20 protein-coding genes are annotated in these 23686 nt (G+C 50.8%); 17 read left to right on the forward strand and 3 right to left on the reverse strand.

Going from position 1 to position 23686, the window contains the following annotated elements; all coding sequences use genetic code 11:
- The first annotated feature begins 297 nt into the window (after positions 1-297).
- The 6 genes from fadB to MIB40_RS03745 all read left to right on the forward strand — a co-directional run bounded on the left by fadB (position 298) and on the right by MIB40_RS03745 (position 7467).
- On the forward strand, positions 298-2448 hold the full coding sequence (gene fadB / locus MIB40_RS03720; protein WP_249691313.1) for a fatty acid oxidation complex subunit alpha FadB: 2151 nt from the start codon (positions 298-300) through the stop codon (positions 2446-2448).
- Positions 2449-2478: 30 nt separating this feature from the next.
- On the forward strand, positions 2479-3654 hold the full coding sequence (fadA, locus tag MIB40_RS03725) for an acetyl-CoA C-acyltransferase FadA (RefSeq protein ID WP_249690984.1): 1176 nt from the start codon (positions 2479-2481) through the stop codon (positions 3652-3654).
- A gap of 60 nt (positions 3655-3714) precedes the next feature.
- Positions 3715-3930 carry a DUF1653 domain-containing protein gene (locus MIB40_RS03730; RefSeq protein ID WP_249690986.1) on the forward strand — a complete coding sequence of 72 codons (216 nt, stop codon included), beginning with the start codon at positions 3715-3717 and terminating at the stop codon, positions 3928-3930.
- 149 nt (positions 3931-4079) lie between these two features.
- Positions 4080-6722 (forward strand): type I DNA topoisomerase, encoded by a 2643-nt coding sequence (gene topA / locus MIB40_RS03735; RefSeq protein ID WP_249690988.1) that lies wholly within the window; start codon positions 4080-4082, stop codon positions 6720-6722.
- Positions 6719-7168: a DUF6586 family protein gene (locus MIB40_RS03740; RefSeq protein ID WP_249690990.1), complete on the forward strand. Its 450-nt coding sequence runs from the start codon at positions 6719-6721 to the stop codon at positions 7166-7168. Before topA ends, MIB40_RS03740 begins: the two co-directional genes overlap by 4 nt.
- A gap of 68 nt (positions 7169-7236) precedes the next feature.
- Positions 7237-7467: a hypothetical protein gene (locus MIB40_RS03745; RefSeq protein WP_249690992.1), complete on the forward strand. Its 231-nt coding sequence runs from the start codon at positions 7237-7239 to the stop codon at positions 7465-7467.
- A gap of 98 nt (positions 7468-7565) precedes the next feature.
- On the opposite strand, the gene lexA is transcribed toward MIB40_RS03745, so the two are convergent.
- On the reverse strand, positions 7566-8162 hold the full coding sequence (gene lexA, locus MIB40_RS03750; protein WP_249690994.1) for a transcriptional repressor LexA: 597 nt from the start codon (positions 8160-8162) through the stop codon (positions 7566-7568).
- Positions 8163-8357: 195 nt separating this feature from the next.
- On the opposite strand from lexA, the gene MIB40_RS03755 reads away from it, so the two are divergent.
- The 5 genes from MIB40_RS03755 to MIB40_RS03775 all read left to right on the forward strand — a co-directional run bounded on the left by MIB40_RS03755 (position 8358) and on the right by MIB40_RS03775 (position 12452).
- Positions 8358-8987, forward strand: coding sequence for a TetR/AcrR family transcriptional regulator (locus MIB40_RS03755; protein WP_249690996.1), 630 nt, complete (start codon positions 8358-8360; stop codon positions 8985-8987).
- 64 nt (positions 8988-9051) lie between these two features.
- Positions 9052-9540, forward strand: a complete 489-nt coding sequence (locus MIB40_RS03760; protein ID WP_264758430.1) for a L,D-transpeptidase family protein — start codon at positions 9052-9054, stop codon at positions 9538-9540.
- 33 nt (positions 9541-9573) lie between these two features.
- Positions 9574-10554 (forward strand): beta-N-acetylhexosaminidase, encoded by a 981-nt coding sequence (gene nagZ / locus MIB40_RS03765; protein WP_249690998.1) that lies wholly within the window; start codon positions 9574-9576, stop codon positions 10552-10554.
- 18 nt (positions 10555-10572) lie between these two features.
- The gene (locus MIB40_RS03770; RefSeq protein ID WP_249691000.1) at positions 10573-11712 is read left to right on the forward strand and encodes a mechanosensitive ion channel family protein; all 1140 of its coding nucleotides are present in this window, start codon (positions 10573-10575) and stop codon (positions 11710-11712) included.
- Positions 11709-12452, forward strand: coding sequence for an S-methyl-5'-thioinosine phosphorylase (locus MIB40_RS03775; protein ID WP_249691002.1), 744 nt, complete (start codon positions 11709-11711; stop codon positions 12450-12452). The genes MIB40_RS03770 and MIB40_RS03775 overlap by 4 nt, the downstream gene beginning before the upstream one ends.
- Positions 12453-12463: 11 nt before the next feature.
- Here MIB40_RS03775 and MIB40_RS03780 read toward each other — a convergent pair whose 3' ends face one another.
- Positions 12464-13438: a CsiV family protein gene (locus tag MIB40_RS03780; RefSeq protein ID WP_249691003.1), complete on the reverse strand. Its 975-nt coding sequence runs from the start codon at positions 13436-13438 to the stop codon at positions 12464-12466.
- Positions 13435-16893 carry a transcription-repair coupling factor gene (mfd, locus tag MIB40_RS03785; protein ID WP_249691006.1) on the reverse strand — a complete coding sequence of 1153 codons (3459 nt, stop codon included), beginning with the start codon at positions 16891-16893 and terminating at the stop codon, positions 13435-13437. Before mfd ends, MIB40_RS03780 begins: the two co-directional genes overlap by 4 nt.
- Before the next feature lie 222 nt (positions 16894-17115).
- Between mfd and MIB40_RS03790 the strand changes: the two genes are divergently transcribed.
- The 6 genes from MIB40_RS03790 (at position 17116) to nqrE (ending at position 23675) form a co-directional block, all read left to right on the forward strand.
- Positions 17116-18570, forward strand: a complete 1455-nt coding sequence (locus tag MIB40_RS03790) for a glyceraldehyde-3-phosphate dehydrogenase (protein WP_249691008.1) — start codon at positions 17116-17118, stop codon at positions 18568-18570.
- 505 nt (positions 18571-19075) lie between these two features.
- The gene (locus MIB40_RS03795; RefSeq protein ID WP_249691010.1) at positions 19076-20410 is read left to right on the forward strand and encodes a Na(+)-translocating NADH-quinone reductase subunit A; all 1335 of its coding nucleotides are present in this window, start codon (positions 19076-19078) and stop codon (positions 20408-20410) included.
- 3 nt (positions 20411-20413) lie between these two features.
- Complete coding sequence (locus MIB40_RS03800) at positions 20414-21625, forward strand: NADH:ubiquinone reductase (Na(+)-transporting) subunit B (RefSeq protein WP_249691012.1); 1212 nt, start codon at positions 20414-20416, stop codon at positions 21623-21625.
- Positions 21615-22391 carry a Na(+)-translocating NADH-quinone reductase subunit C gene (locus tag MIB40_RS03805; protein ID WP_249691014.1) on the forward strand — a complete coding sequence of 259 codons (777 nt, stop codon included), beginning with the start codon at positions 21615-21617 and terminating at the stop codon, positions 22389-22391. Before MIB40_RS03800 ends, MIB40_RS03805 begins: the two co-directional genes overlap by 11 nt.
- Before the next feature lie 16 nt (positions 22392-22407).
- Positions 22408-23061, forward strand: a complete 654-nt coding sequence (locus MIB40_RS03810) for an NADH:ubiquinone reductase (Na(+)-transporting) subunit D (RefSeq protein ID WP_406566431.1) — start codon at positions 22408-22410, stop codon at positions 23059-23061.
- Positions 23062-23063: 2 nt separating this feature from the next.
- On the forward strand, positions 23064-23675 hold the full coding sequence (nqrE, locus tag MIB40_RS03815; protein WP_249691017.1) for an NADH:ubiquinone reductase (Na(+)-transporting) subunit E: 612 nt from the start codon (positions 23064-23066) through the stop codon (positions 23673-23675).
- Positions 23676-23686 lie beyond the last annotated feature (11 nt).

The raw sequence follows: 23686 nt of genomic DNA on the forward strand, positions 1-23686 counted from the left end.
TATGTTGGATGCTCGTACTTGTTTGTTGTTGCTTCACGGAACTGTTTTAAAACTCCCGGTCTAAAATGGACAGTTGACAAAAAGGGCGATTTAAAAGAAGGTGTCCAGCTCAATTCAAACGCTTGTATGAAAGTGCAGTTTTTGACTTGGCTAACAATAAAGGCTTGATAGCAGGCCTATGGGGCTGTCTACCCTGTGTGGGTAAAATGTTTGATGTACCAGGTTGGGTGGCCGGCAAGCGGCCCAACGGACAGCACAAAGAATAACTTGCCTAACTCTAGTGTGGAGAATCAGTTGATGATTTACGAAGGTAAAGCCATCACGGTGAAACCGGTCGAAAATGGCGTAGCAGAGCTAAATTTCGACCTCCAGGGCGAATCCGTTAATAAATTCAATGAGTTAACCCTTAATGAGCTGAAAGATGCTGTAGCGGCTCTTCAGTCAGACAGTTCTGTTAAAGGGTTGATTGTCACCAGTGCCAAAGACGTGTTTATCGTTGGTGCCGATATTACCGAATTCCTGGTTAACTTCAGCCAGCCCGAAGAGGAATTGCTCAAGGGTAATCTTGAAGTCAATCAGATCTTCAATGGTTTCGAAGACCTTGATTTCCCCACAGTGACAGCAATTAACGGTATCGCACTGGGTGGCGGTTTTGAGATGTGTCTCGCTTCTGACTACCGTGTTATGTCAACCGCTGCCAAAGTTGGTTTGCCAGAAGTTAAATTGGGTATTTATCCTGGCTTCGGTGGCACAGTTCGTTTACCGCGAGTGGTAGGTGCGGATAACGCCGTAGAATGGATCGCATCCGGTAAAGAACAGCGCCCGGATGCCGCCCTCAAAGCGGGTGCAGTCGATGCTGTAGTGGAACCTGAGCAGTTGCGTCAAGCGGCTCTGAACCTGGTGCAGCGGTGCATCGAGGGCGAGCTGGACTATAAAGCCAAGCGTCAAGTCAAGTTGGAGAAGCTGCAGCTGAATCCGATGGAAGCCATGATGTCGTTTGAAAGTGCCAAGGGCTTTATCGCTGGTCAGGCGGGTCCTCATTACCCTGCACCGGTTGAAGCGGTTAAAACCATCCAGAAAGCTTCTGGTATGGGTCGTGACAAAGCGCTGGAAGTCGAAGCCAAAGGCTTCGTCAAGCTGGCTAAGACCGATGTGGCTGCGAGCTTGATTGGTCTGTTCCTGAACGACCAGGCGTTGAAGAAGAAAGCCAAGCATTACGAATCCCAATCCGCACCGGTAGAGCGCGCAGCTGTATTGGGTGCTGGCATTATGGGGGGCGGAATCGCTTACCAGTCAGCCTTGAAAGGCACACCCATCCTGATGAAAGATATCGCCCAGGAAGGTATCGATCTGGGCTTGAGCGAGGCATCCAAGCTGCTGGTTAAGCAGTTGGGTCGTAAGCGCATCAAGCCGGAAAAAATGGCTTCTGTCCTGAATGCTATCGTTCCTACCCTGAACTATGGCGACTTCAACACCGTTGACGTTGTGGTTGAAGCAGTTGTTGAGAACGTTAACGTCAAGAAAGCCGTTCTTGCCGAATGTGAAGATAACATCGGCGAAGACAAGTTCCTGACCTCCAACACATCCACCATCTCGATCACCGAGCTGGCTACCGGATTGAAGCGTCCAGAAAACTTCTGCGGCATGCACTTCTTTAACCCGGTTCATATGATGCCACTGGTTGAGGTTATTCGCGGCGAAAAGACCAGCGATAAGACCATCGCAACCGTGGTTAATTACGCCAAGAAGATGGGTAAGACTCCGGTCGTTGTTAATGACTGCCCTGGTTTCATGGTTAACCGTGTACTGTTCCCATATTTCGGCGGTTTTGCTGCCTTAATGCGCGACGGCGCTGACTTCCAGAAGGTCGATAAGGTTATGGAGCGTTTCGGCTGGCCTATGGGTCCTGCTTACCTGATGGATGTTGTCGGTATTGATACCGGACAGCACGCTGAAGGAGTTATGGCGGAAGGGTTCCCTGAGCGTATGGGGCGTGACTTCAAGAGTGTTGGCGACGTTATGTTCGAGAACAAGCGTTTCGGTCAGAAGACCAATGCCGGTTTCTACAAGTATGAAACTGACAAGCGCGGTAAGCCGAAGAAGGTTGTCGACGAGGCTACCTACGAACTATTGAAGCCTATCTGTGCTGAGCCAAAGGATTACAGTGACGAAGATATCATCGCTCGTATGATGATTCCTCTGTGCCTGGAAACAGTTCGCTGCCTGGAAGATAACATTGTCGAATCTGCCGCTGATGCGGATATGGCCCTGATCATGGGTATCGGTTTCCCACCATTCCGCGGTGGTGCGTTGAAGTATATCGATTCCATGGGCGTTGCCGCGTTCTGCGAGTTGGCCGACAAGTACGCCGACTTGGGTCCGCTTTACCACCCCACCGAAGGACTTCGCGAAATGGCCAAGGCCGGCAAGTCTTTCTTTGGTAACTAACAGCACAGATTCAAAAGCGAGAAACAAGCTATGAGTTTAAATCCTAGAGACGTAGTAATCGTCGATTTTGGACGCACCCCCATGGGGCGCTCCAAGGGTGGCATGTACCGCAATGTGCGTGCTGAAAACCTGTCCGCCAACTTGATCACGGGACTGCTGGAGCGTAATCCAGCTATCAACCCTGCTGAAGTTGAGGATGTTATTTGGGGTTGCGTTAACCAAACTCTGGAACAGGGCTGGAACATCGCCCGTATGGCCTCCCTGATGACGCCAATTCCTCACACTTCTTGCGGTCAAACCGTAAGTCGTTTGTGTGGCTCTTCCATGTCAGCCCTGCATACCGCAGCGCAAGCCATTATGACCGGTAACGGTGATGTGTTTGTTATCGGTGGTGTCGAGCACATGGGCCACGTAGGTATGATGCACGGCGTTGATCCAAACCCCCATATGAGCCTCTATGCCGCCAAGGCTTCTGGCATGATGGGCCTGACCGCCGAAATGCTGGGAAAAATGCACGGTATTACTCGTGAAGCTCAAGACCAGTTCGGTGCGCGTTCTCATCAGCGTGCTCATGAAGCTACTCTTGAGGGTCGCTTCCGTGACGAAATTATCCCGATGGAAGGCCATGATGCCGAGGGTAACCTTTGCGTCTTCAAGGACGATGAAACCATTCGTCCAGAGACCACCGTTGAGTCTCTGTCCCAGCTGAAGCCTGTCTTCAACCCCAAGGGCGGTACTGTTACGGCGGGTACTTCATCACAGATCACCGATGGTGCGTCCTGTATGATCGTTATGTCTGCTCAACGCGCTCAGGACCTCAATCTTGAGCCGATGGCAGTTATTCGCTCTATGGCTGTTGCCGGGGTTGATCCTGCCATCATGGGTTATGGTCCTGTTCCTGCCACTCAGAAAGCACTCAAACGTGCCGGTCTGAGCATCGATGACGTTGATTACTTTGAGCTGAACGAAGCCTTTGCTGCGCAGGCGCTTCCAGTGCTCAAGGATCTCAAGGTTCTCGACAAAATGGACGAAAAGGTCAACCTTAATGGTGGTGCAATTGCATTGGGTCACCCGTTCGGTTGCTCCGGCGCCCGTATTTCAGGTACGCTGCTTAACGTTATGAAGCAGAATAGTGGCACCGTGGGTGTATCCACTATGTGTATCGGACTGGGGCAGGGTATTACGACCGTTTTCGAACGCGTCTAACCCTTAACGCCAGAAAGAGCCGGAGCTTGTCTCCGGCTTTTTTGTTGGGATTTGAAACTAATGAAAAGTTGTAAGCCGGGTGTTTACCGCCATTACAAAGGCAATGAATATCTCGTCACGGGTGTGGCACTTCATTCTGAAACGGAAGAGCCCCTGGTGGTCTACCAGGCTCTTTATGGAGAGCGAGGTTTATGGGTTCGCCCGCTGGATATGTTCACCTCAGAAGTGACCTTGGAAGGCGAGTCTTGCCCTCGTTTTGAGTGGGTAAGGGATTAAACCTTATTAATTACAAAGGGGTAGAACGGCGGTTTCTTCTTGACCCGCTGTTAGTCTGCCCTTATATATGTCGCTGCTTTACTATAACTTTGCTTAATTGTGTCATCAGGTAAGGTGGCATACCACATTCTCCATGAAGTTAGGATTCTATGGGTAAATCACTAGTCATCGTCGAGTCTCCCGCAAAAGCCAAGACAATCAACAAATACCTTGGTCGGGATTTTGTCGTTAAATCCAGCGTCGGGCATATTCGGGATCTGCCCACCAGTGGTGGGGCACGAAAACCCATTGACGCCAAAGCGCGGGCAAAAGCTGCTGCTATTACGCGCAAGATGAGCCCTGAACAAAAAGTGATCCATAAGCAGAAAAAGGCTCGCGAGCAGCTGATTTCAAGGATGGGCGTGGACCCTGAGAATGGGTGGAAGGCGAACTACCAGATTTTGCCTGGCAAAGAAAAAGTAGTAGATGAGCTGCGCCGTCTCGCCAAAGATGCTGACAAAATCTATCTCGCGACTGATTTGGACCGCGAGGGAGAGGCCATTGCCTGGCACTTACGGGAAGCTATTGGTGGCGATGACAGCAAATACCGCCGCGTCGTTTTTAACGAAATTACCAAAAAGGCGATTCAAGAGGCCTTTAAAGAGCCTTCGTCTCTGGACATTAATCGGGTCAATGCCCAGCAGGCACGTCGTTTTCTGGATCGGGTAGTGGGTTATATGGTATCGCCGCTGCTTTGGGCAAAAATTGCCCGTGGCCTTTCCGCCGGTCGTGTGCAGTCTGTAGCGGTCAAATTAGTGGTGGAGCGTGAGCGCGAAATTCGAGCCTTCGTACCCGAAGAGTTTTGGGAAGTGGATGCCGATTGTTCCAGCCCTTCGAAGGATGCGCTCAAACTGGCTGTCACCAAGCATAATGGCAAAGGGTTTCGTCCAACCAGTAAGGAGCAAACCGATCAGGCCCTGGATGAGCTTTCCAGCGCTACTTACCGGATCGCCAAAGTAGAAGAGAAGCCCACTTCCAGCAAACCTAATGCACCCTTTATCACTTCAACCCTGCAACAGGCTGCCAGTACACGCCTGGGTTTCAGTGTAAAGAAAACCATGATGCTGGCCCAGCGACTCTATGAAGCGGGGCATATTACCTATATGCGTACCGATTCTACCAATCTCAGTGAAGAGGCGGTTGCCGCCTGCCGTGACTTTATCGTTGATCAATACGGCAAGGAATACCTGCCTGATGCACCGATCAGCTATAGCAGTAAAGAGGGTGCTCAGGAAGCGCACGAAGCGATACGGCCATCATCGGTATTGACCGATTCCGGCATGCTGTCGGCGATGGAATCCGACGCAGTACGTTTGTACGATCTTATCTGGCGACAATTTGTTGCCTGTCAAACGAACCCTGCCCGTTACCTTAGTACCAGCGTAGTGGTTGAGGCTGGAAGTTTTGAATTGCGCACTAAAGGTCGTGTATTGCTGTTTGATGGTTTTACTCGAATTTTGCCTCCCGGAGGTAAAAAAGCTGAAGATGTCATTTTGCCCAAACTCACGCAGGGTGAAACTTTGTCATTGATCAAGCTTAATCCTGAACAGCATTACACCAAACCGCCCGCTCGTTTTAGTGAGGCTGCATTGGTCAAAGAGCTGGAGAAAAAAGGCATAGGCCGACCCTCTACCTATGCTTCGATTATTTCTACCATTCAGGATCGCGGCTATGTCTCTCTAAAGCAAAAGCGATTTTATGCTGAAAAAATGGGTGATATTGTCACCGACAGGTTAACCGAATCGTTTACAGACCTGCTGGATTACGGCTTTACTGCGCGTATGGAGGAGGAGCTGGATGAGGTGGCCTCCGGCGAATTTGATTGGAAATCGTTACTAAATGATTTTTACAAGCAGTTCAGTGGCCAGCTTGTTGATGCGGAGCAGGCCGAAGCGGGTATGCGCGCCAACTTGCCAACACCAACGGACATAAAGTGCACCGATTGTGGCCGGGACATGCAGATCCGTACGGCGAGTACAGGTGTATTTATGGGCTGTTCGGGTTATGCCTTGCCTCCCAAGGAGCGCTGCAAGAACACGGTAAACCTGATTCCGGGTGAAGAAGCCATTGCTCTTGATGATGATGAGGCCGAGGTCAAGGCCTTACGTGCCAAGCATCGCTGTAAGATATGCGGCACCGCTATGGAAAGTTACTTGATTGATGAGTCTCGTAAGTTGCATGTCTGTGGTAATAACCCGGACTGCTCCGGTTATGAAGTGGAGCAGGGGCAGTTCAAGATAAAGGGCTATGAAGGTCCAGTTCTGGATTGTGATAAATGTGGTGCAGAGATGCAGCTCAAGAGTGGTCGCTTTGGTAAATACTTTGGTTGTACCAATAGCGAATGCAAGAATACTCGCAAGTTGCTGAAAAGCGGAGAGGCGGCTCCACCCAAGATGGACCCGATTCCTATGCCGGAATTGAGCTGTCAGAAGGTTGATGATACCTATATCCTTCGCGACGGTGCGGCCGGGTTGTTTCTTGCTGCCAGCCAGTTTCCCAAAAACCGGGAGACCCGAGCACCCCTGGTTGCCGAGCTTGTGCCTCACCAGGCTGCATTGGACCCTAAATACCATTTCTTGCTGGATGCTCCCAGGAAGGATCCTGACGGCAACCCCTCAATCATCCGTTACAGTCGCAAAACCAAGCAACAGTATGTGATGAGTGAAGTTGATAGTAAGGCCTCCGGTTGGAAGGCAATATTCCAGGACGGTACCTGGGTAGAAGAGGGCAAGCCTCGTAAGAAGAAAGCGTGATCGATTATTCGCACATAACCAACCGTTCCCTGCATCAGGTCTGGTTGTTGCTGGGGGAGTGGGCAGAGAGGGGGGCAGATGCTGCTCTCTCTGATGCCTATGCTGAAGCAGTTCTTAGGGGATTGGATTCTGCGTATGGTGCACTTTGTGCCGAGCTCGCCGGGCAGTGCGGCTACAATGCCAAACTTGAAAACATCGATAAAACTCTTTTTGAACTTCGTCGAGCAGGGCTGTATAGCCCAGAGCTCAATGAGCTTCAGCAGCTCTCGATTGATTCAGGCTCCTGGCTGCATTCAATGCTAAATGCAAGAGTGTCTTATTGCACGGGTGGCTTGACGAGGGCTATTGCAGTTTCTGGCGGGGTCGATGTCGATCAGTGCCGACAATGGCACCGTTTGTTGGGTGAGCTTATCAGACGAATGCGTGAAACTTCTGAAGAGTGTTAAAGCGCTACTGTAGTGGTCAGTTAGGGAAAGTGATAGACTAGCCGGCCCTAACGCGAGAGTAGTACGTCATGCCCGCTTCCTATCTTGAAATTGTCGAGCTTCCTTCCGGTGAGATCGTTCTGCAGCGCTCTGACGAAGAGGAACCTCTTGTCACCATTAACTTCTCTGAAGAAGCCAAGCTTTTTCTGCAAGAGGGTCATGTTGAGGTGGCCAAGGCCATGATCAATGCCGGTATTGCTATGGTTGGCAGCATGGCAGAAGGTGCCTCCGAAGTTGAAGCGCCGCGAACCGTTCACTAATATCTTCTGTAATCTGGCACCTCTCTTTCTATAGAGGTGCCAACTCTCACCAAACGCCTTATGCTACCGCCCGCATTCTAAGTGCGATCCAGGCTTTTCTAGCGTCGAATTACACCAACACTTAGCCCTTCAATTTCGAAGTCGTCTTGGCTCAAGTCCACGTTGATGGGTTCGAACTCTTCGTTTTCAGGGAAAAGAGTGACCTTGTTGCGGCTCTTATGGAACCGTTTTACCGTAACCTCATCACCAACCCTGGCCACAACAACCTGTCCGTTACGAACGCTTTGGGTTTTGTGAACCGCAAGCAGATCGCCATCCAGGATGCCAATATCACGCATGCTCTCGCCTTTAACCCGGAGCAGGTAATCGGCATTGGGATTGAAAAACTCGGATTTAACCGGGCAGTGCTCCTCTATGTGCTCAATCGCCAGTATAGGGCTTCCAGCGGCTACCTGACCCACGATAGGAAGGCCGTCCTCTTCCGATTCAGGAATGCGAATGCCTCTGGATGCACCAGCAATGATCTCTATGGCACCCTTTCTGGCTAATGCTTTTAGGTGTTCCTCGGCGGCATTGGGTGAGCGAAATCCAAGTTGTTTGGCGATATCTGCTCGCGTGGGGGGGAAACCTTTTTCATCGATATAAGATTTAATAAATTCCAGAATTTCTGCTTGCCGTGCTGTTAGTTTTTGCATGAGGTTGCCTGTAAGTATGGTTTTTTATACAGCTACTGGAATTATATACAGTTTTTCTCGGTTGGCAAACGCGGCGTATGAACAGCGTCTTATTTAGTCGCTCCAAGCAGGTGAAATTATTGACTTTATATCTAGGCAAACGTATGTTTGAAACGGTCGTACATTCATCAACTCAACTATTAAGAACAATAAAAGATGGCTCAATCCAAAACCGTAGTTCGCATATTGGATGCAGCAGAGCAACTATTTGCCGAGAAGGGATTTGCCGAAACCTCTCTACGTACCATAACCAGTCAGGCAGGGGTTAATCTTGCCGCTGTTAATTATCACTTTGGTTCCAAAAAGGCGCTTATCCAAGCAGTTTTTTCTCGTTTTCTCGATCCCTTTTGTGAGTTGTTGGATGCCGAACTCGAGCGATTGGAAACACAAAGCAACGGCCAGCCTACCGATATAGAAGCCTGCTTAAAGTTACTGGTTGAGACTGCGCTGCGAGTTGAGTCTCGCTCCGAAAATGATCTCTCTGTTTTTATGCGCTTGCTGGGGCTGGCGTTTTCTCAGTCACAAGGGCACCTTCGTCGTTACATGAGAAGCGCCTATTCTGACGTTTTTGTTCGTTATATGAGCTTGTTGACGGCCTCGGTTCCTGGCCTTACCCCTGCAGATCTCTATTGGCGAGTCAATTTTATGCTGGGAAGTCTGGCTTTTACCATGTCCGGTTTCGATGCCATGCAAGCCATCTCTGCTCGTGATTACAATGACAATCCTTCGGTTGCCAGTATTCTTCATCGAATGGTTCCCTTTCTGGCATCAGGCATGCGTCATTAACCCCTTCTACAGTTCCACTTGGTGCTGTTTTTAAGTAGTCTGAAGCGCTGGACTCGAGGGGATTTTGTTGGCCATCTACATTTCTATTGCTCAGCAGCTGTTACGTCATAAATCAGACTCGATGGTGGACTTTACTGTGCCAATTTCAAGCGCCTCCAACGGCGCTGGTCAGTCCCGTGGCAGTGAGCAAACGCCGCTTGGAAAGCACTATATCCGCGCAAAAATTGGTGACGGGTTACCCCTCAACTCGGTCATGGTTGGTCGTCGGCCCACAGGTGAGATCTATTCGCCCGAATTAGCGCAAGCCTTCCCGAACAGGGATTGGATTCTGACCCGGATCCTATGGCTTTGCGGTACTGAACCCGGCGTAAACCGTCTTGGTGATGTCGACTCGATGGCTCGATATATCTACATACATGGCACACCTGATACAGAACCTATGGGTGTTCCCAAATCCCATGGCTGTATTCGCCTGCGTAATCAGGATCTGGTGATGCTGTATGACCGTGTTAGTGTCGGGGAGTCCGTTATTATTTCCAATTCAACATTGTAAAAGGAGAAAGGGTTGATCTGCCCAGGACCATTAATGCTTGACCTTGAAGGCACAAGCCTGACAGAACAAGAGTCTGAACTATTGCAGCGTCCTGCCTGTGGTGGAGTCATTCTTTTTACTCGTAATTTTTCCAGTCGTGCCCAAATTGTCGAGTTAACAGATTCTATTCGAACGATTCAATCTGATTTGCTGATTGCGGTCGATCATGAAGGCGGACGAGTACAACGTTTTCGGGATGGCTTTACCAGAATCCCTGCCATGGGATGCTTTGAGCAGCATTACCTTCGAAACAAGCCTGCAACGCTGCAGCTGGTAGAGGATGTTGGATGGCTGCTAGCAGCCGAGCTCTTGGCCTGCGGTATCGATTTCAGTTTTACTCCGGTGCTGGATCTGGATTTCAAGCGCAGTGACGTGATTGGTGATCGCGCATTTTCGTCAAATCCTGAGCATGTTGCTGATCTGGCTGGTGCTTTGATTCGAGGGATGCACGGCGCTGGAATGGTCAGCACTGGTAAGCATTTTCCGGGTCATGGCTGGGTGGTCGCTGATTCCCACGTGGCAGTTCCCAGGGATGAACGCGATTTTGAAGCTATATTATCGCAAGACCTGAAGCCGTTTATGGCATTGTGTGAACAGGGCCTCGATGCGGTTATGCCAGCCCATGTAATCTACGAAAAGGTCGATGCTTTGCCGGCGGGTTTTTCACCGTACTGGCTTCAAAATGTATTGCGTACCCAGCTTGAATTTGACGGGGTGATCTTTAGTGATGATCTCTCCATGGAGGGTGCGAGTACAGCTGGTAACTATGCCGAAAGGGCGCGCAGTGCCTTAGCCGCCGGCTGCGACATGGTGTTGGTGTGCAACAATCCTGATGGCGCGAGGGAAGTGCTGGAGTTTCTCGAACGTGACGAGGTTGAGCCGAGTCATCGACTGGCTTCTTTACGGGGTAATCTCAGTTCAAAACGGGACGTTGAGCGCCAGCAACGCGTGATTGCTGAGCTAGACAAATTATAGGGAGATGGGTGAATAATTATGAAGGAGTATTTGCAGGGTTTTGGCTCTCTGGTCAAGGAGTGGGATGTATGGACTTACGAAGTGTTTTTGGTGGTCTCCCTGACCCTGATTGCCCAGTACATAGCTACTCTGGTATTACGCCAACTCAGTAAGCAAACCGAGCGCACCCAGAATCGTTGGGACGATGTCATTATCAAGGCTGCAGAAAAGCCGCTATCGTTCCTTATCTGGGTAATTGGTTTCGGTTGGGCGATTGATATTGCCCATAGCGGGTCGGGCGTTCACCTCTTTGATGCTATCGACTCGGTACGGGATGTGCTGGTTGTCTGGCTGTTGGCCTGGTTTCTGGTGCGCCTGGTGCGTGGGGCAGAGGAGGTGCTGGGCAAGGGGGATATCCGAGGTAAGTCCGTCGATGAAACCTCACTTCAGGCGATCAGCAAGCTGCTAAGGGCTTCGATTATCATCACGGCAAGTCTGGTTGCCTTGCAAACTCTGGGTTACAGCATATCCGGCGTATTGGCCTTTGGCGGTATCGGGGGGATAGCGATTGGTTTTGCTGCCAAAGACTTGTTGGCCAACTTTTTTGGTGGATTGACAATTTATCTGGATCGCCCCTTCAAGGTGGGGGACTGGATCCGCTCGCCTGACAAGCAAATCGAAGGCACCGTTGAGTACATCGGCTGGCGTCAAACTCGCATCCGTACCTTCGACAAGCGTCCGCTGTATGTGCCGAATTCCACCTTCACCAGTATTTCGGTTGAGAACCCATCGCGCATGAGCAATCGACGCATCTATGAAACCATTGGCTTGCGTTACGATGATTCCCAGAAAGTTGAAGCCATTATTCGGTTGGTAAAAAACTTTCTGCAACAGCATCCAGCCATCGATACCAATCAAACTCTAATCGTTAACTTCAATAGCTTCGGCCCATCTTCACTCGATTTCTTCGTCTACTGTTTCACCAAGACCACAAACTGGGTTCAGTACCATGAAATCAAGCAGGAAATATTGCTGGGTATTATGTCTATTATCGATCAAGAAAATGCTGAGATAGCTTTTCCAACACGAACGCTTCACGCTCCGGAAATTGAGGCTTTTGTCTCAGCGAATAATGCCCCTGAGCCGTCAACCCGCACGATCAAGGAAGGGTCTTTATGAGCATCACGGCAATTATTGGAGGGTCGGGGCTTTATGAGCTGGAAGGTCTGAATAACCGATCGGAGATAGTATCGATCGATACTCAATGGGGAGAAGCCTCAGCCACCATCGTATACGGTGAACTCAATGGGGCCGAAGTCATGTTTCTGGCCCGTCACGGTATTCCTCATCGTATTCCTCCGCATAAAGTCAATTATCGTGCAAACTTGCAAGCCTTGAAGGATGCCGGGGCCGATAGAATAATTGCAATTAATGCGGTCGGTGGTATTCACACGGAAATGGGTCCCGAAGTATTGGTCGTGCCGGATCAAATCATTGATTACAGTTGGGGGCGTGAGCATACGTTTTTTGCCGAAAATTTGACTGAGGTGGTACACGTTGATTTCAGTCAACCATACAGCGAGTCTCTGAGGCAGCAGTTGTTGTTGGCTGCCAAACGCCTTCGGCTTGATGTTGTCGAACGGGGTGTTTACGGTTGCACCCAGGGACCACGTCTCGAAAGCGCTGCCGAGGTCGATCGACTCGAACGTGACGGTGTCGATATCATCGGTATGACGGCCATGCCGGAAGCTGCGCTTGCCAGAGAATTAGAGATGGAATACGCCACTCTGGCGTTGGTTGTCAACTGGGCTGCCGGTAGAACCGAGCAACCCATTACCATGGATGATATTCATCAGGTCATCGCTAGTGGGATGTCTCAGGTCACTAGCTTATTGAGCGAAACCCTGAAGGCAGGGTAGCCCTGAAACCTCTATTGGGTCGTTTGCGTTGTTGTCTGGGAGGTATCCTGCTGCTCGGCCGTTTCAGCAGAAAGTTCCTCCTCTAACGCCAAGGGGGGCTCGGTGTGTTCAAAGGGGGTGATTTTGACCAACACCCCAATAACCGGCGAATCGAGGTAATGCAGTTCGTTACTGCGCATTCGCCGACTTTCCTGAAGATCGAAACGTCGCAAGGGTTCGTAGCCGTTCTGTGAGCCAGCATTGGCTGGTGTTAACAGGTTAGCTTCATTGCTGATGTAGTCATCCGGAATCTCGCTGGCCAGATTCTGGAAAGGCTCGTATTCAGTCAGTGAAAGCTGTGTGGTGATGTGCAGATAGCGTTTTAGCGAAAAACGTACCGACCCTGTTAGCACAGGCTGGTCGGCATAGCGTTGGCCCCCTTCGATTCGGATCCATGGAGCTTCTGAGGACTCAACCATCGGTTGCCGCCAAGCCTGATGAAACAATACCTGATAATCTCCCGCTTTTTGCAGTCGGGCCGATTTGTCGGTGAGTTGCAGTGATGGTTCAGCTAGCAATACCCAGGCGGATGCTGCATTTGTACTGCCTGATCGGCCGGTATCCTGAGCGGGTATTTGAGTACTGTAGAAAGCTTGCCCGTCTGCGTGTCTCAGCTGGATGAGCGTCGATTCTTGAACCTCGGTTGCCGTTATTTGTTGCTCAGGGGCAGTGTCGGCTTCGGCTTCATATTGCGCATTGTCATGTTCGCTGACAATTACCGGCTCAACGTCCTCAGCGAAGCTTTGCTGCTCAGTGACACTGTTGTCCAGGTACCGTTCTGTCCATTGTTCATCGCTATTGGGATCCTGGTGCTCGAATACGATCAGTTCAACCTGAAACCAGCGGGCTTCATCGGTTTCTGAGGCCATCGTAGGGGCTATTCCCAGCAGGGTCGTAATGGCGATAGCAGGCAGTGAGCAGAGGATCTTGAGAAAAAATGATTTCATGATGCGGTTAATAAGCCCATTAGTTGTTCGGTGCGTTCGAAGCGCTGTTCAATGCTGTCCATATCCAGGCCGTATTTCAGCACAGTGGCGCCTTCAAGGCGATATTTCTGAGGCTGTGATTGGACCAACTTCACGATTGTTAGCGGATCGACCCTTGTCTGGCCGCCAAACTCAATGCGTCCACCTTTGGCCGAGGCCTCTATTTTCTTGATGCCCAGCGCCGCCGCTTGCAGTTTTAACTCGGTAGCTCGGAAAAGGTGTTTGGCGTTATTGGGCAATAACCCAAAGCGATCTATCATCTCTACCTGTAGTTCTCTGAGAGTGCTGTTATCCGTTGCGCTGGCGATGCGTTTGTAGAGAATCAAACGGCCATGAATGTCTCCCACATAATCATCGGGAATCAAAGCGGGTACGCGAAGATTGATTTCTGGCCCCTGGTCTGGCTCTAAGGTTGTGTCCGGTGTTTCTCCTTTGCGGATGGACTCTACGGCGCGTTCCAGCATCTCCATGTAAAGACTAAAACCTACGGTTTCAATTTGCCCACTCTGATCATCCCCGAGGAGCTCTCCGGCACCACGGATTTCCAGATCATGGGTAGCCAGGGTAAAGCCAGCGCCCAGATCCGCGGCGGCTGAAATGGCTTCAAGCCGCTTTTGTGCGTCTTTTGTCAGAGCCTTGGGGTTGGGTGTTAAAAGGTACGCATAAGCCTGGTGGTGAGAACGACCCACACGGCCTCGTAGCTGGTGCAGTTGCGCGAGCCCAAACTTGTCAGCTCGGTCGATAATAATGGTGTTGGCGCTTGGGACGTCGATACCGGTTTCAATAATGGTCGTGCAAACCAGCACATTGAAACGTTTGTGGTAAAAGTCTGACATGACTTGCTCGAGTTCACGCTCGCGCATTTGCCCGTGACCAATACCAATTCTGGCCTCTGGTACCAGCTCAGCCAGTTCGCGGGCGACCCGTTCGATGCTTTTGACTTCGTTGTGCAGGTAGTAAACCTGTCCGCCACGCAGCAGCTCTCGTAATATGGCCTCTTTAGTGACCGAATCGTCTTGCTGGCGGACAAAGGTGTTAACCGATAGACGCCTCGCGGGCGGAGTGGCAATGATCGACAGATCCCGCAAGCTGGCCATCGCCATATTAAGGGTTCGCGGAATCGGTGTTGCTGTCAGGGTCAGTATATCCACTTCGGCCCTGAGGGATTTGAGTCGTTCTTTTTGCCGAACCCCGAAGCGATGCTCTTCGTCGATGATTAGCAGGCCCAGCTGCTTAAACTTCAGTTCCGCCTGTAAAATTTTATGAGTGCCGATAACAATATCGACATTCCCCTCAGCAATCTTTTGTTGGATATCGCTGATCTGCTTCGCACTCTTGAAACGGGACATCACTTCGACATTGACCGGCCAGTCGGCAAAACGGTCGCGAAAGCTCTCATAATGCTGTTGCGCCAACAAGGTCGTCGGTACCAAAATAGCCACCTGGCGGTTGCTTTGTACCGCAAGAAATGCGGCCCGCATCGCGACTTCGGTTTTACCGAAGCCGACATCACCACAGACCAAACGGTCCATAGGGCGTTCGGCGGCCATGTCCTTAATAACCGCAGCGATCGCCGTTTGCTGGTCCGGGGTTTCTTCGAAGGGAAAGTCGGCAGCAAAGCTATGATAGCTACTGTCCGGCTCACTGAAGCGGAACCCTTGCCGTGCTGCCCGCCTTGCGTAGATATCGAGCAGCTCGGCGGCCGCATCCCGGGCTTTTTCGGCGGCTTTACGCTTGGCCTTTTCCCAATGTTCGCTACCCAGTCGGTGGAGTGGGGCAAGGCTTTCTTCCGTACCGCTGTATCGGCTGATCAAGTGCAGGGAAGAGACTGGCACATACAGCTTGGCTTCGTTAGCATAAAGCAGGGTCAGGAATTCCGCTGTCTCGCCCTCTATCTCTATCGTTTGTAGGCCCTGATAACGCCCAACACCATGGTCCAGGTGCACCACCGGTGCTCCCACCTGAAGTTCGGTCAGGTTTCGAACCATAAGTTCGGACTGGTCTTGCTGCTTGTCTCGACGCCTGCGCTGAAGCACCCGCTGTCCGTAGAGCTCATTCTCACCGAGCACCAGTAATCGATGTTCAGGTTGCCAGAAGCCACCTTCTATCGGTGCCACAGTAATACCGAAAGCTTGCTCACCGACCATGAACGCATCGAAGCTATCGTACGCAGTAGGCTGTATTCCAGATTGTGCTAACAACTCAAGCAGCTGTTCCCGACGCCCGGCCGATTCGCTGCAAAACAGAATCCGGCTGGGAGATTTATCGAGGAAGCTTTGCAGACGCTTGAAAGGGGCGTCGCTGTGGCTATCGATGGCCAGCTCCGGGGTGGCAACAAAACCGAAATTGACCGCCCCTGCTCGGCTTGCTTGCTCGCTATGAGAAACTTCAATTCGTACAAACTGCTTAATGTTTCGATGGTATTCCTCATCGGTCAAAAATACCCTGTGAGGCTCCAGTAATGGCCGTTGTCTGTCGTAGCGCCGGCTTTCATAACGCTCATGCACTTCCCCCAAAAACTGCTGTAGCTGCTGTTCGGCGCCGCCTAATGTCATTAGCAGGCTGTCTTCGGGTAGATAATCAAACAGGGTCGCGCAGCTTTCGAAAAACAACGGCAGGTAATACTCAACACCTGCTGGGCTGATACCCTGGCTGACATCCATAAAGAGGGAGCATTCCCGGTGGTCAACATCAAACTGTTCATGCCAGGCATCTTTGAATTGTCGAATAGCAGACCTGGACAGAGGGAACTCTTTGGCTGGTAGGAGCTTAATACTCTCGACGCGATCGATAGATCGCTGGGTTTCCGGGTCAAAGGTTCTAAGGCTGTCGATTTCGTCATCAAACAGATCAATGCGATAGGGGCACTGACTGCCCATCGGGAACACATCAAGAATTGAGCCTCTGAGGGCAAATTCTCCATGTTCATAGACGCTATCAACACAGCGATAACCGGCAAACTCCAGTTCGCGTCGTTTCGCTTCCAGGTCGAGCTTGTCACCCTGATTCAAGATCAGGCTGTTACCCATCAAGTAATCCACTGGAGACAGTCGGTGCATCAGGGTAGTAACGGAGACGATCATGACCCCGGAACTGACTCGGGGCAGTTGATAGAGGGTCAACAGACGTTGGGAAATGATGTCCTGGTGCGGAGAGAAGTGGTCGTAGGGCAGGGTTTCCCAGTCCGGGAAGGGCAGTATTTCGGTGTTCTTGTCGCCTCGCAGGAAAAAGTGCAGGTGGTGTTCAAGCTGTTCGGCGCTGGCCGAATCTGGAGTGATGACCAGTAGTAAGCCCTGTTGCTGGGCTACGGTTTTGGCCACCGCCAGGCCCAGAGCTGCACCATGAAGTTCGCCCCAAAAGCGCTTTTCAGTGGCTTTTACGGGCAAGTCCAGGGGGGAAGGCAATACGCTGGGCATAGATCTAATACCGGTGATAAAGGCTAAAAAGGGGAGGGAATATTAACAGGTAATGAAGGGGAAAACAGTGCATGAGGAGCGGCTTGAATTGCTGGTCATCAGACTGTGGTTTTGTAAAAAAATCATCCGATCGATGGTCTTGGGCGGTTGCTTTGACGATAGCAAGGCTGGATAATGAGCGCCCTTTTTTACCGTCATCAGCAGCTAGCAAGGGGTGTACCCGTGACTCAGGAAACAATCAGCGGAAGTTTTGATAAGTGGAAAGAGCGTGAAGCCATCGCCGAAGCGATGATTCCGCTTATCGGAAAACTGTATCGCGATTATAACGTTGTAACCTCTGTTTACAGTCGTGCGATCATTAACCGCTCGGTTATCGATATTATCAAGGCCCACCGTTTTGTTCGCCAAATGGAAAGCCGTGGCCTAAGTGTCGAAGACAGCTACCCGATTCTTAAGGCCCTGAGTGAAATGAATCTCGGACCCGCCCGCATTGATTTGGGCAAGCTGGCCATCAAATACAAAACCCAGGCTGAAGGTCGCAGCGTAGAAGAGTTCTTGCGTACCGAAGTCGCTGACATCATTGACCAGAAGGGCAATGGCGTTAATGTCGGTGGTCAGGATGTCATTCTTTATGGCTTCGGTCGTATTGGTCGGCTGATGGCGCGCATTCTTATCGAACGCGCGGGTGGTGGCGACGGTATCAACCTGAAAGCCATCGTGGTTCGTAAGGGTAAGGCGGCTGATGATTTGGCCAAGCGTGCCAGCTTGCTGCGTCGTGATTCAATTCATGGCTCATTCCAGGGCACCCTGACGATCGATCACGAAGGCGGTTATATCATTGCCAACGGTAACCCCATCAAAATCATCTACGCAAACTCCCCAGACTCTATCGACTACACCGAATATGGCATCAACGACGCTATCGTCGTTGATAACACGGGTGTGTGGCGTGATGAAGATGGTTTGGGTCAGCACCTCAAATCAAAAGGTGTTGCCAAGGTAATTCTGACCGCACCCGGCAAAGGTGATATTAAAAACATCGTCTACGGCGTTAATGACAACCTGATCTCCGAAGATGATGCTATTTTGTCTGCAGCCTCTTGCACAACCAATGCCATCACTCCGGTATTGAAGGCTTTGAACGACGAATATGGCATCAAGTCTGGCCACGTTGAAACCGTTCATGCTTACACCAACGACCAAAACCTTATCGACAACTACCACAAAGGTGATCGTCGAGGTCGCGGGGCGGCACTCAACATGGTTATCACTGAAACCGGGGCTGCCAAAGCCGTTGCCAAGGCACTGCCAGAACTTGCTGGCAAGCTAACCGGTAACGCTATTCGTGTCCCAACGCCTAATGTTTCTATGGCAATCCTGAACCTGAATCTGAATAAGAGTACTGACGCAGAGGCCCTGAACGACTTCTTGCGCCATACCTCCTTGCATTCCGACCTGCAAAAGCAGATCGATTATGTGAAGTCTCCGGAAGTGGTTTCCAGTGATTTTGTGGGTTCTCGTTATGCCGGTATTGTTGATGCCGAAGCGACCATCGTCGATGGCGATCGCTGTGTGCTTTATGTCTGGTATGACAACGAGTTTGGTTACAGCTGCCAGGTAAACCGCATCCTGCAGCATTTGGCTGGAGTGAATTATCCGGTCTTCCCGAAATCTTGATTCGAGACGCTCGTAGCTAGACTACTAAAAACCCGCTCCGGCGGGTTTTTTTATGGCTTCGTAATTCTGAGGGGGCTTTTTTGAGCTAGCCTGAAGTATTGTCTTTGGTTAGTTGCTGCCTGATCAAGGTTGGGTAGAAAATAATCCTGTTTTTGGGCTTAAGGCGGAATGATGATGCTGCCAGACGCTGAACCAGTATCGAGTGAATGCCTGAATTTCAATCGATAGTGACAAAATGACCGACTCGCCAAGCTTACACAAACGTCTAAAAATCAAATAATTTCAGCGAGATATGTAGCAAAATAGGCCCACGATCATTATAATTCTGGCGTTTTTAGTGCGGGAATTAGGCGCACTGGTCAATATAACAACAAATCGACGTGACGAGCTCAGGACACAGTTTCAAGGTTCCGAACATTGCGGTTGCACTGTATAGCGCCTCGTTGTCTATAGACCTACCAGCTAGCCTGTCCTACAGAATTTTAATCAGAAATAGGCGAGACGTATGATCAATATCAAACGGGGCCTGGATCTACCTATTGCAGGTGCTCCCAAGCAGAGCATCGAACCGGGCAACAGCGTTAACAGCGTTGCGGTGCTTGGTCCGGACTATGTGGGCATGAAGCCCAGCATGGCCGTTGCTGTGGGAGATCGCGTCAAACTAGGTCAAGTATTGTTCTCAGACAAGAAGACGCCAGGCGTGCAGTTTACTGCACCTGCTGCAGGGGTGATTTCAGCCATCAACCGTGGCGAAAAGCGAGTACTGTTATCTGTAGTTATTGATATTGAGGGCGACGAGGCTGAATCCTTTTCTAGCTATACTCCCTCCGAATTAGCAACCCTCAGTGACGAGCAAGTCGAAGAAAACCTGGTTCGTTCCGGTATGTGGACTGCGTTGCGCACCCGCCCATACTCTCGGGTTCCCGAATTGGGGAGCCGCCCGAATTCCATTTTTGTTACGGCTATGGATACTAATCCGTTGTCGGCAGATCCTCAGGTGGTTATTGCTGAGCAGTCAGAGGCCTTTGAGCAGGGCTTGCTTCTGCTGTCTCGCCTTGCTCCGACCGTCTATCTTTGCAAGGCTCCAGGTGCGGATATTCCTGCCGGAGACGCACGCGTCGAGGAGTTTTCCGGGCCCCATCCTGCCGGCTTGGCTGGAACTCATATTCATCATCTGGACCCGGTGGGCACTAACAAAACGGTATGGACGATAGGCTATCAGGACGTGATTGCTATCGCCAAACTGTTCACCACCGGGCAATTATTTACCGATCGGGTGATTGCTGTCGCGGGTCCACAGGCAAGTAATCCTCGCTTGATTCGTACCCGTCTTGGCGCAAGCCTTGAAGAGCTGGCAGCAAACGAGCAAGAAGAGGGTGGTAAGAATCGCCTTATTTCTGGCTCCGTGTTTGGCGGCCGTACCGGCCGTACCGGCCTCGCTTATTTGGGTCGTTATCATAATCAGCTCTCAATATTACTTGAGGGTACTCATCGCGAGCTGTTCGGTTGGCTGTCTCCTGGCACCAAAAAACACTCCGTCATGGGTATTTACCTGTCCAAGCTGTCTAGCAGCCTTAAGCTGCCGTTCAACACCAACTCGAATGGTAGTGAGCGTGCCATGGTGCCCATCGGTAACTACGAAAAAGTGATGCCTCTGGATATTCTGCCAACGCAGTTGCTGCGTGCTTTGATCGTTGGCGATACCGAAGTGGCACAGCTACTTGGCTGTCTGGAGCTGGATGAAGATGACCTGGCCTTGTGTACCTACGTTTGTGTAGGTAAATACGAGTATGGTCCTATCCTGCGCGATAACCTTAACCGCATATTTATCGAGGGCTGATCCATGGGTTTACGAGCGATTCTCGATAAGATCGAGCCAAATTTTGAAAAAGGTGGCAAATACGAAAAATGGTATGCCCTCTATGAGGCGGCTGATACCATTTTTTATTCCCCATCCTCTGTTACCAAAAACAACGCGCACGTCCGTGATGGTATCGACCTGAAGCGGGTCATGATCACCGTCTGGTTCTGTGTGTTCCCGGCGATGTTCTACGGTATGTACAACGTAGGCATGCAAGCCAACGACGCCATGCAGGTTCTCGGTGTTGCTGAGGCTGAAGGCTGGCGCGGCTGGGTGATCGGGCTTTTTGCCGGTTACGACTCATCCAGTGTTTGGGACAACCTGATCCACGGCGCAGCCTACTTTGTGCCCATCTATATGACGGTGTTTATCATCGGTGGCATATGGGAAGTTCTGTTCGCTATGGTCCGCGGGCATGAGGTTAATGAAGGGTTCTTCGTTACTTCTATCCTGTTTGCCCTGATTGTTCCACCAACCTTGCCTTTGTGGCAGGCCGCTCTTGGTATCAGCTTTGGTGTTGTAATTGCCAAAGAGGTATTCGGTGGCACGGGTAAGAACTTTATGAACCCGGCACTGGCTGGGCGTGCGTTCCTGTTTTTTGCTTATCCAGCAGAAATCTCCGGTGATGCTGTCTGGACCGCGGTCGATGGCTTTAGTGGCGCAACCGCGCTGAGTCTAGCCGCCAGCGGTGGTGTTGAGCAGATTCTGGCTGGCGGTATCACCTGGTGGGATGCGGCAGCAGGAAGTATCCAGGGTTCTATCGGAGAGACCTCCTTCATCGCCTGTACCATTGGCGGTGTTATCCTGATGGTTATGGGAATCGCCTCCTGGCGGATCGTAGGTGGCGTCATGATCGGCATGGTTGCTACCTCCTTGCTGTTCAATGCCATCGGTTCCGAGACCAATCCGCTGTTTAGTGTACCTTGGTACTGGCATCTGGTACTGGGTGGTTTCGCCTTCGGTATGTACTTTATGGCAACTGATCCGGTGTCTGCATCCATGACCAATACCGGCAAGCTTTTCTTCGGCGGTCTTATCGGCGTCATGGTAGTGCTGATTCGAGTGGTGAACCCTGCGTTCCCAGAAGGCATGATGCTGGCGATTCTGTTTGCCAACCTGTTCGCGCCATTGATTGACCACTTTGTGGTGCAAGCCAATATTAAACGTCGGGAGGCTCGTACCAATGTCAGCTAATAACGACACAATCCAGAAAACAGTGACGGTTACCGTACTGCTGTGCCTCGTGTGCGCCGTAGTGGTATCCAGTGCTGCCGTTTTCCTGAAGCCGCTTCAGGAAAAAAACAAACTGCTCGCCAAACAGGAGTCGATCCTGAAGATTGCGGACATTCCTTATGAGAGCAATACCGTAAGCCAGCAGTTCCAAGCGATTACCCAGCGCGTGGTGGATCTGCGTACTGGCAAGTTTACCGATGAGGTCTCAGCCGAAAGCTATGACCAACGCAGCGCAGCGAAAAACCCTGCCATGTCGGATGCCCTCGATGGGCAGACTGATATTGCTAGCATTAAACGTCGCGCCAACTTCGCTACTATTTACCTGGTAGAGAGTAACGGTCAACTGGACAAGGTCATCTTGCCAGTTCACGGCTATGGCTTATGGTCTACCATGTATGGTTTTCTGGCTCTGGAAGGAGATATGAAAACCGTGGTTGGTTTTGGCTTCTATGACCAGGGGGAAACTCCCGGGCTTGGCGGTGAAGTCGATAATCCACGCTGGACAGGCTTATGGACTGGCAAAAAGGTTTTTGACGATAACAACAACGTAAAGTTGACGTTCCCGAAAACCGGAGCCGACCGTAACAGTCCTGACTATGACCACCAGATTGATGGCCTGGCGGGTGCAACATTGACCACCCGTGGTGTAGAAAATCTGGTGAAATTCTGGCTTGGTGAGAACGGTTTCGGTTCTTTCCTGGCTAACTTGAAAGCAGGGGAGGCTTGATATGTCGGCTCCAACCATGAAAGAGGTTCTGCTAAATCCGGTTTTTGCAAACAACCCAATTGGTTTGCAAATTCTTGGGATTTGTTCCGCTTTGGCAGTAACCAGTAGCCTGCAGGTTACAATCGTAATGTGTATCGCGGTAATTGCGGTAACCGGTTTCTCCAACCTGTTCGTGTCGATTATTCGCTCACAAATTCCAAACAACATTCGCATTATCTGTCAGATGACCATCATTGCCTCGTTGGTAATTGTGGTTGACCAGACCTTGAAGGCATTTGCATACGAAATCAGTAAGCAGTTATCTGTCTTTGTCGGCTTGATCATTACCAACTGTATTGTTATGGGGCGAGCAGAAGCGTTTGCCATGAAGAATCCACCGGTGATTAGCTTCATTGACGGCATTGGTAATGGCCTCGGCTACAGTATCGTTCTGCTTGCAATGGCGTTCATTCGTGAGCTGTTCGGAGCTGGAAAGCTGTTTGGTGTGACTATTTTCCCAACCGTCAACGATGGTGGCTGGTACATCCCTAACGGCATGTTGCTGTTACCACCCAGCGCATTCTTTATCATCGCGCTGCTGATTTGGGCCTTACGCGTCTGGAAAACCGAGCAAATCGAGAGCCCGGATTTCAAGATTTGCCCGAACACTAAACCGACGGAGGCCCTGTAATCATGTTGGAGTATTACTTAAGCCTTTTCGTAAAGGCGATCTTTATTGAAAACATGGCTCTGGCCTTCTTTTTGGGAATGTGTACTTTCCTCGCAATCTCAAAGAAAGTTCAGACATCGCTTGGCCTGGGTATCGCCGTTATTGTGGTGCTTACTATAACGGTTCCAGTCAACAACCTGATCTATACCTATCTGTTGAAAGATGGTGCATTGGCCTGGGCTGGATTACCAGACGTGGACCTTAGTTTCCTCGGACTGCTGAGCTATATCGGTGTTATTGCCGCTCTGGTACAGATCCTGGAAATGGTACTCGATAAGTATGTCCCGGCGCTTTATAACGCCCTGGGCGTATTCCTGCCCCTGATCACTGTGAACTGCGCCATCATGGCGGGTTCCCTGTTTATGGTAGAGCGGGATTACAATTTTGCTGAAAGTACTGTCTATGGCATGGGAGCCGGTATCGGCTGGGCGTTAGCCATCACTGCACTGGCGGGAATTCGTGAGAAGATGAAATACAGTGATGTGCCAGAAGGCCTGCGTGGTTTAGGAATAACCTTCCTGACCGTTGGTCTGATGTCGCTTGGCTTTATGTCTTTCTCTGGCATCCAACTCTAATTGGCGGGTAA

This window comes from Aestuariirhabdus haliotis (assembly GCF_023509475.1).
Classification (GTDB): Bacteria; Pseudomonadota; Gammaproteobacteria; order Pseudomonadales; family Aestuariirhabdaceae; genus Aestuariirhabdus; species Aestuariirhabdus haliotis.

Coding starts and splice junctions, on each gene's coding strand:
- fadB (WP_249691313.1), top strand. CDS start 298: ATGATTTACGAAGGTAAAGCCATCACGGTGAAACCGGTCGAAAATGGC.
- fadA (WP_249690984.1), top strand. CDS start 2,479: ATGAGTTTAAATCCTAGAGACGTAGTAATCGTCGATTTTGGACGCACC.
- MIB40_RS03730 (WP_249690986.1), top strand. CDS start 3,715: ATGAAAAGTTGTAAGCCGGGTGTTTACCGCCATTACAAAGGCAATGAA.
- topA (WP_249690988.1), top strand. CDS start 4,080: ATGGGTAAATCACTAGTCATCGTCGAGTCTCCCGCAAAAGCCAAGACA.
- MIB40_RS03745 (WP_249690992.1), top strand. CDS start 7,237: ATGCCCGCTTCCTATCTTGAAATTGTCGAGCTTCCTTCCGGTGAGATC.
- lexA (WP_249690994.1), bottom strand. CDS start 8,162: ATGCAAAAACTAACAGCACGGCAAGCAGAAATTCTGGAATTTATTAAA.
- MIB40_RS03755 (WP_249690996.1), top strand. CDS start 8,358: ATGGCTCAATCCAAAACCGTAGTTCGCATATTGGATGCAGCAGAGCAA.
- nagZ (WP_249690998.1), top strand. CDS start 9,574: ATGCTTGACCTTGAAGGCACAAGCCTGACAGAACAAGAGTCTGAACTA.
- MIB40_RS03770 (WP_249691000.1), top strand. CDS start 10,573: ATGAAGGAGTATTTGCAGGGTTTTGGCTCTCTGGTCAAGGAGTGGGAT.
- MIB40_RS03775 (WP_249691002.1), top strand. CDS start 11,709: ATGAGCATCACGGCAATTATTGGAGGGTCGGGGCTTTATGAGCTGGAA.
- MIB40_RS03780 (WP_249691003.1), bottom strand. CDS start 13,438: ATGAAATCATTTTTTCTCAAGATCCTCTGCTCACTGCCTGCTATCGCC.
- mfd (WP_249691006.1), bottom strand. CDS start 16,893: ATGCCCAGCGTATTGCCTTCCCCCCTGGACTTGCCCGTAAAAGCCACT.
- MIB40_RS03795 (WP_249691010.1), top strand. CDS start 19,076: ATGATCAATATCAAACGGGGCCTGGATCTACCTATTGCAGGTGCTCCC.
- MIB40_RS03800 (WP_249691012.1), top strand. CDS start 20,414: ATGGGTTTACGAGCGATTCTCGATAAGATCGAGCCAAATTTTGAAAAA.
- MIB40_RS03805 (WP_249691014.1), top strand. CDS start 21,615: ATGTCAGCTAATAACGACACAATCCAGAAAACAGTGACGGTTACCGTA.
- MIB40_RS03810 (WP_406566431.1), top strand. CDS start 22,408: ATGAAAGAGGTTCTGCTAAATCCGGTTTTTGCAAACAACCCAATTGGT.
- nqrE (WP_249691017.1), top strand. CDS start 23,064: ATGTTGGAGTATTACTTAAGCCTTTTCGTAAAGGCGATCTTTATTGAA.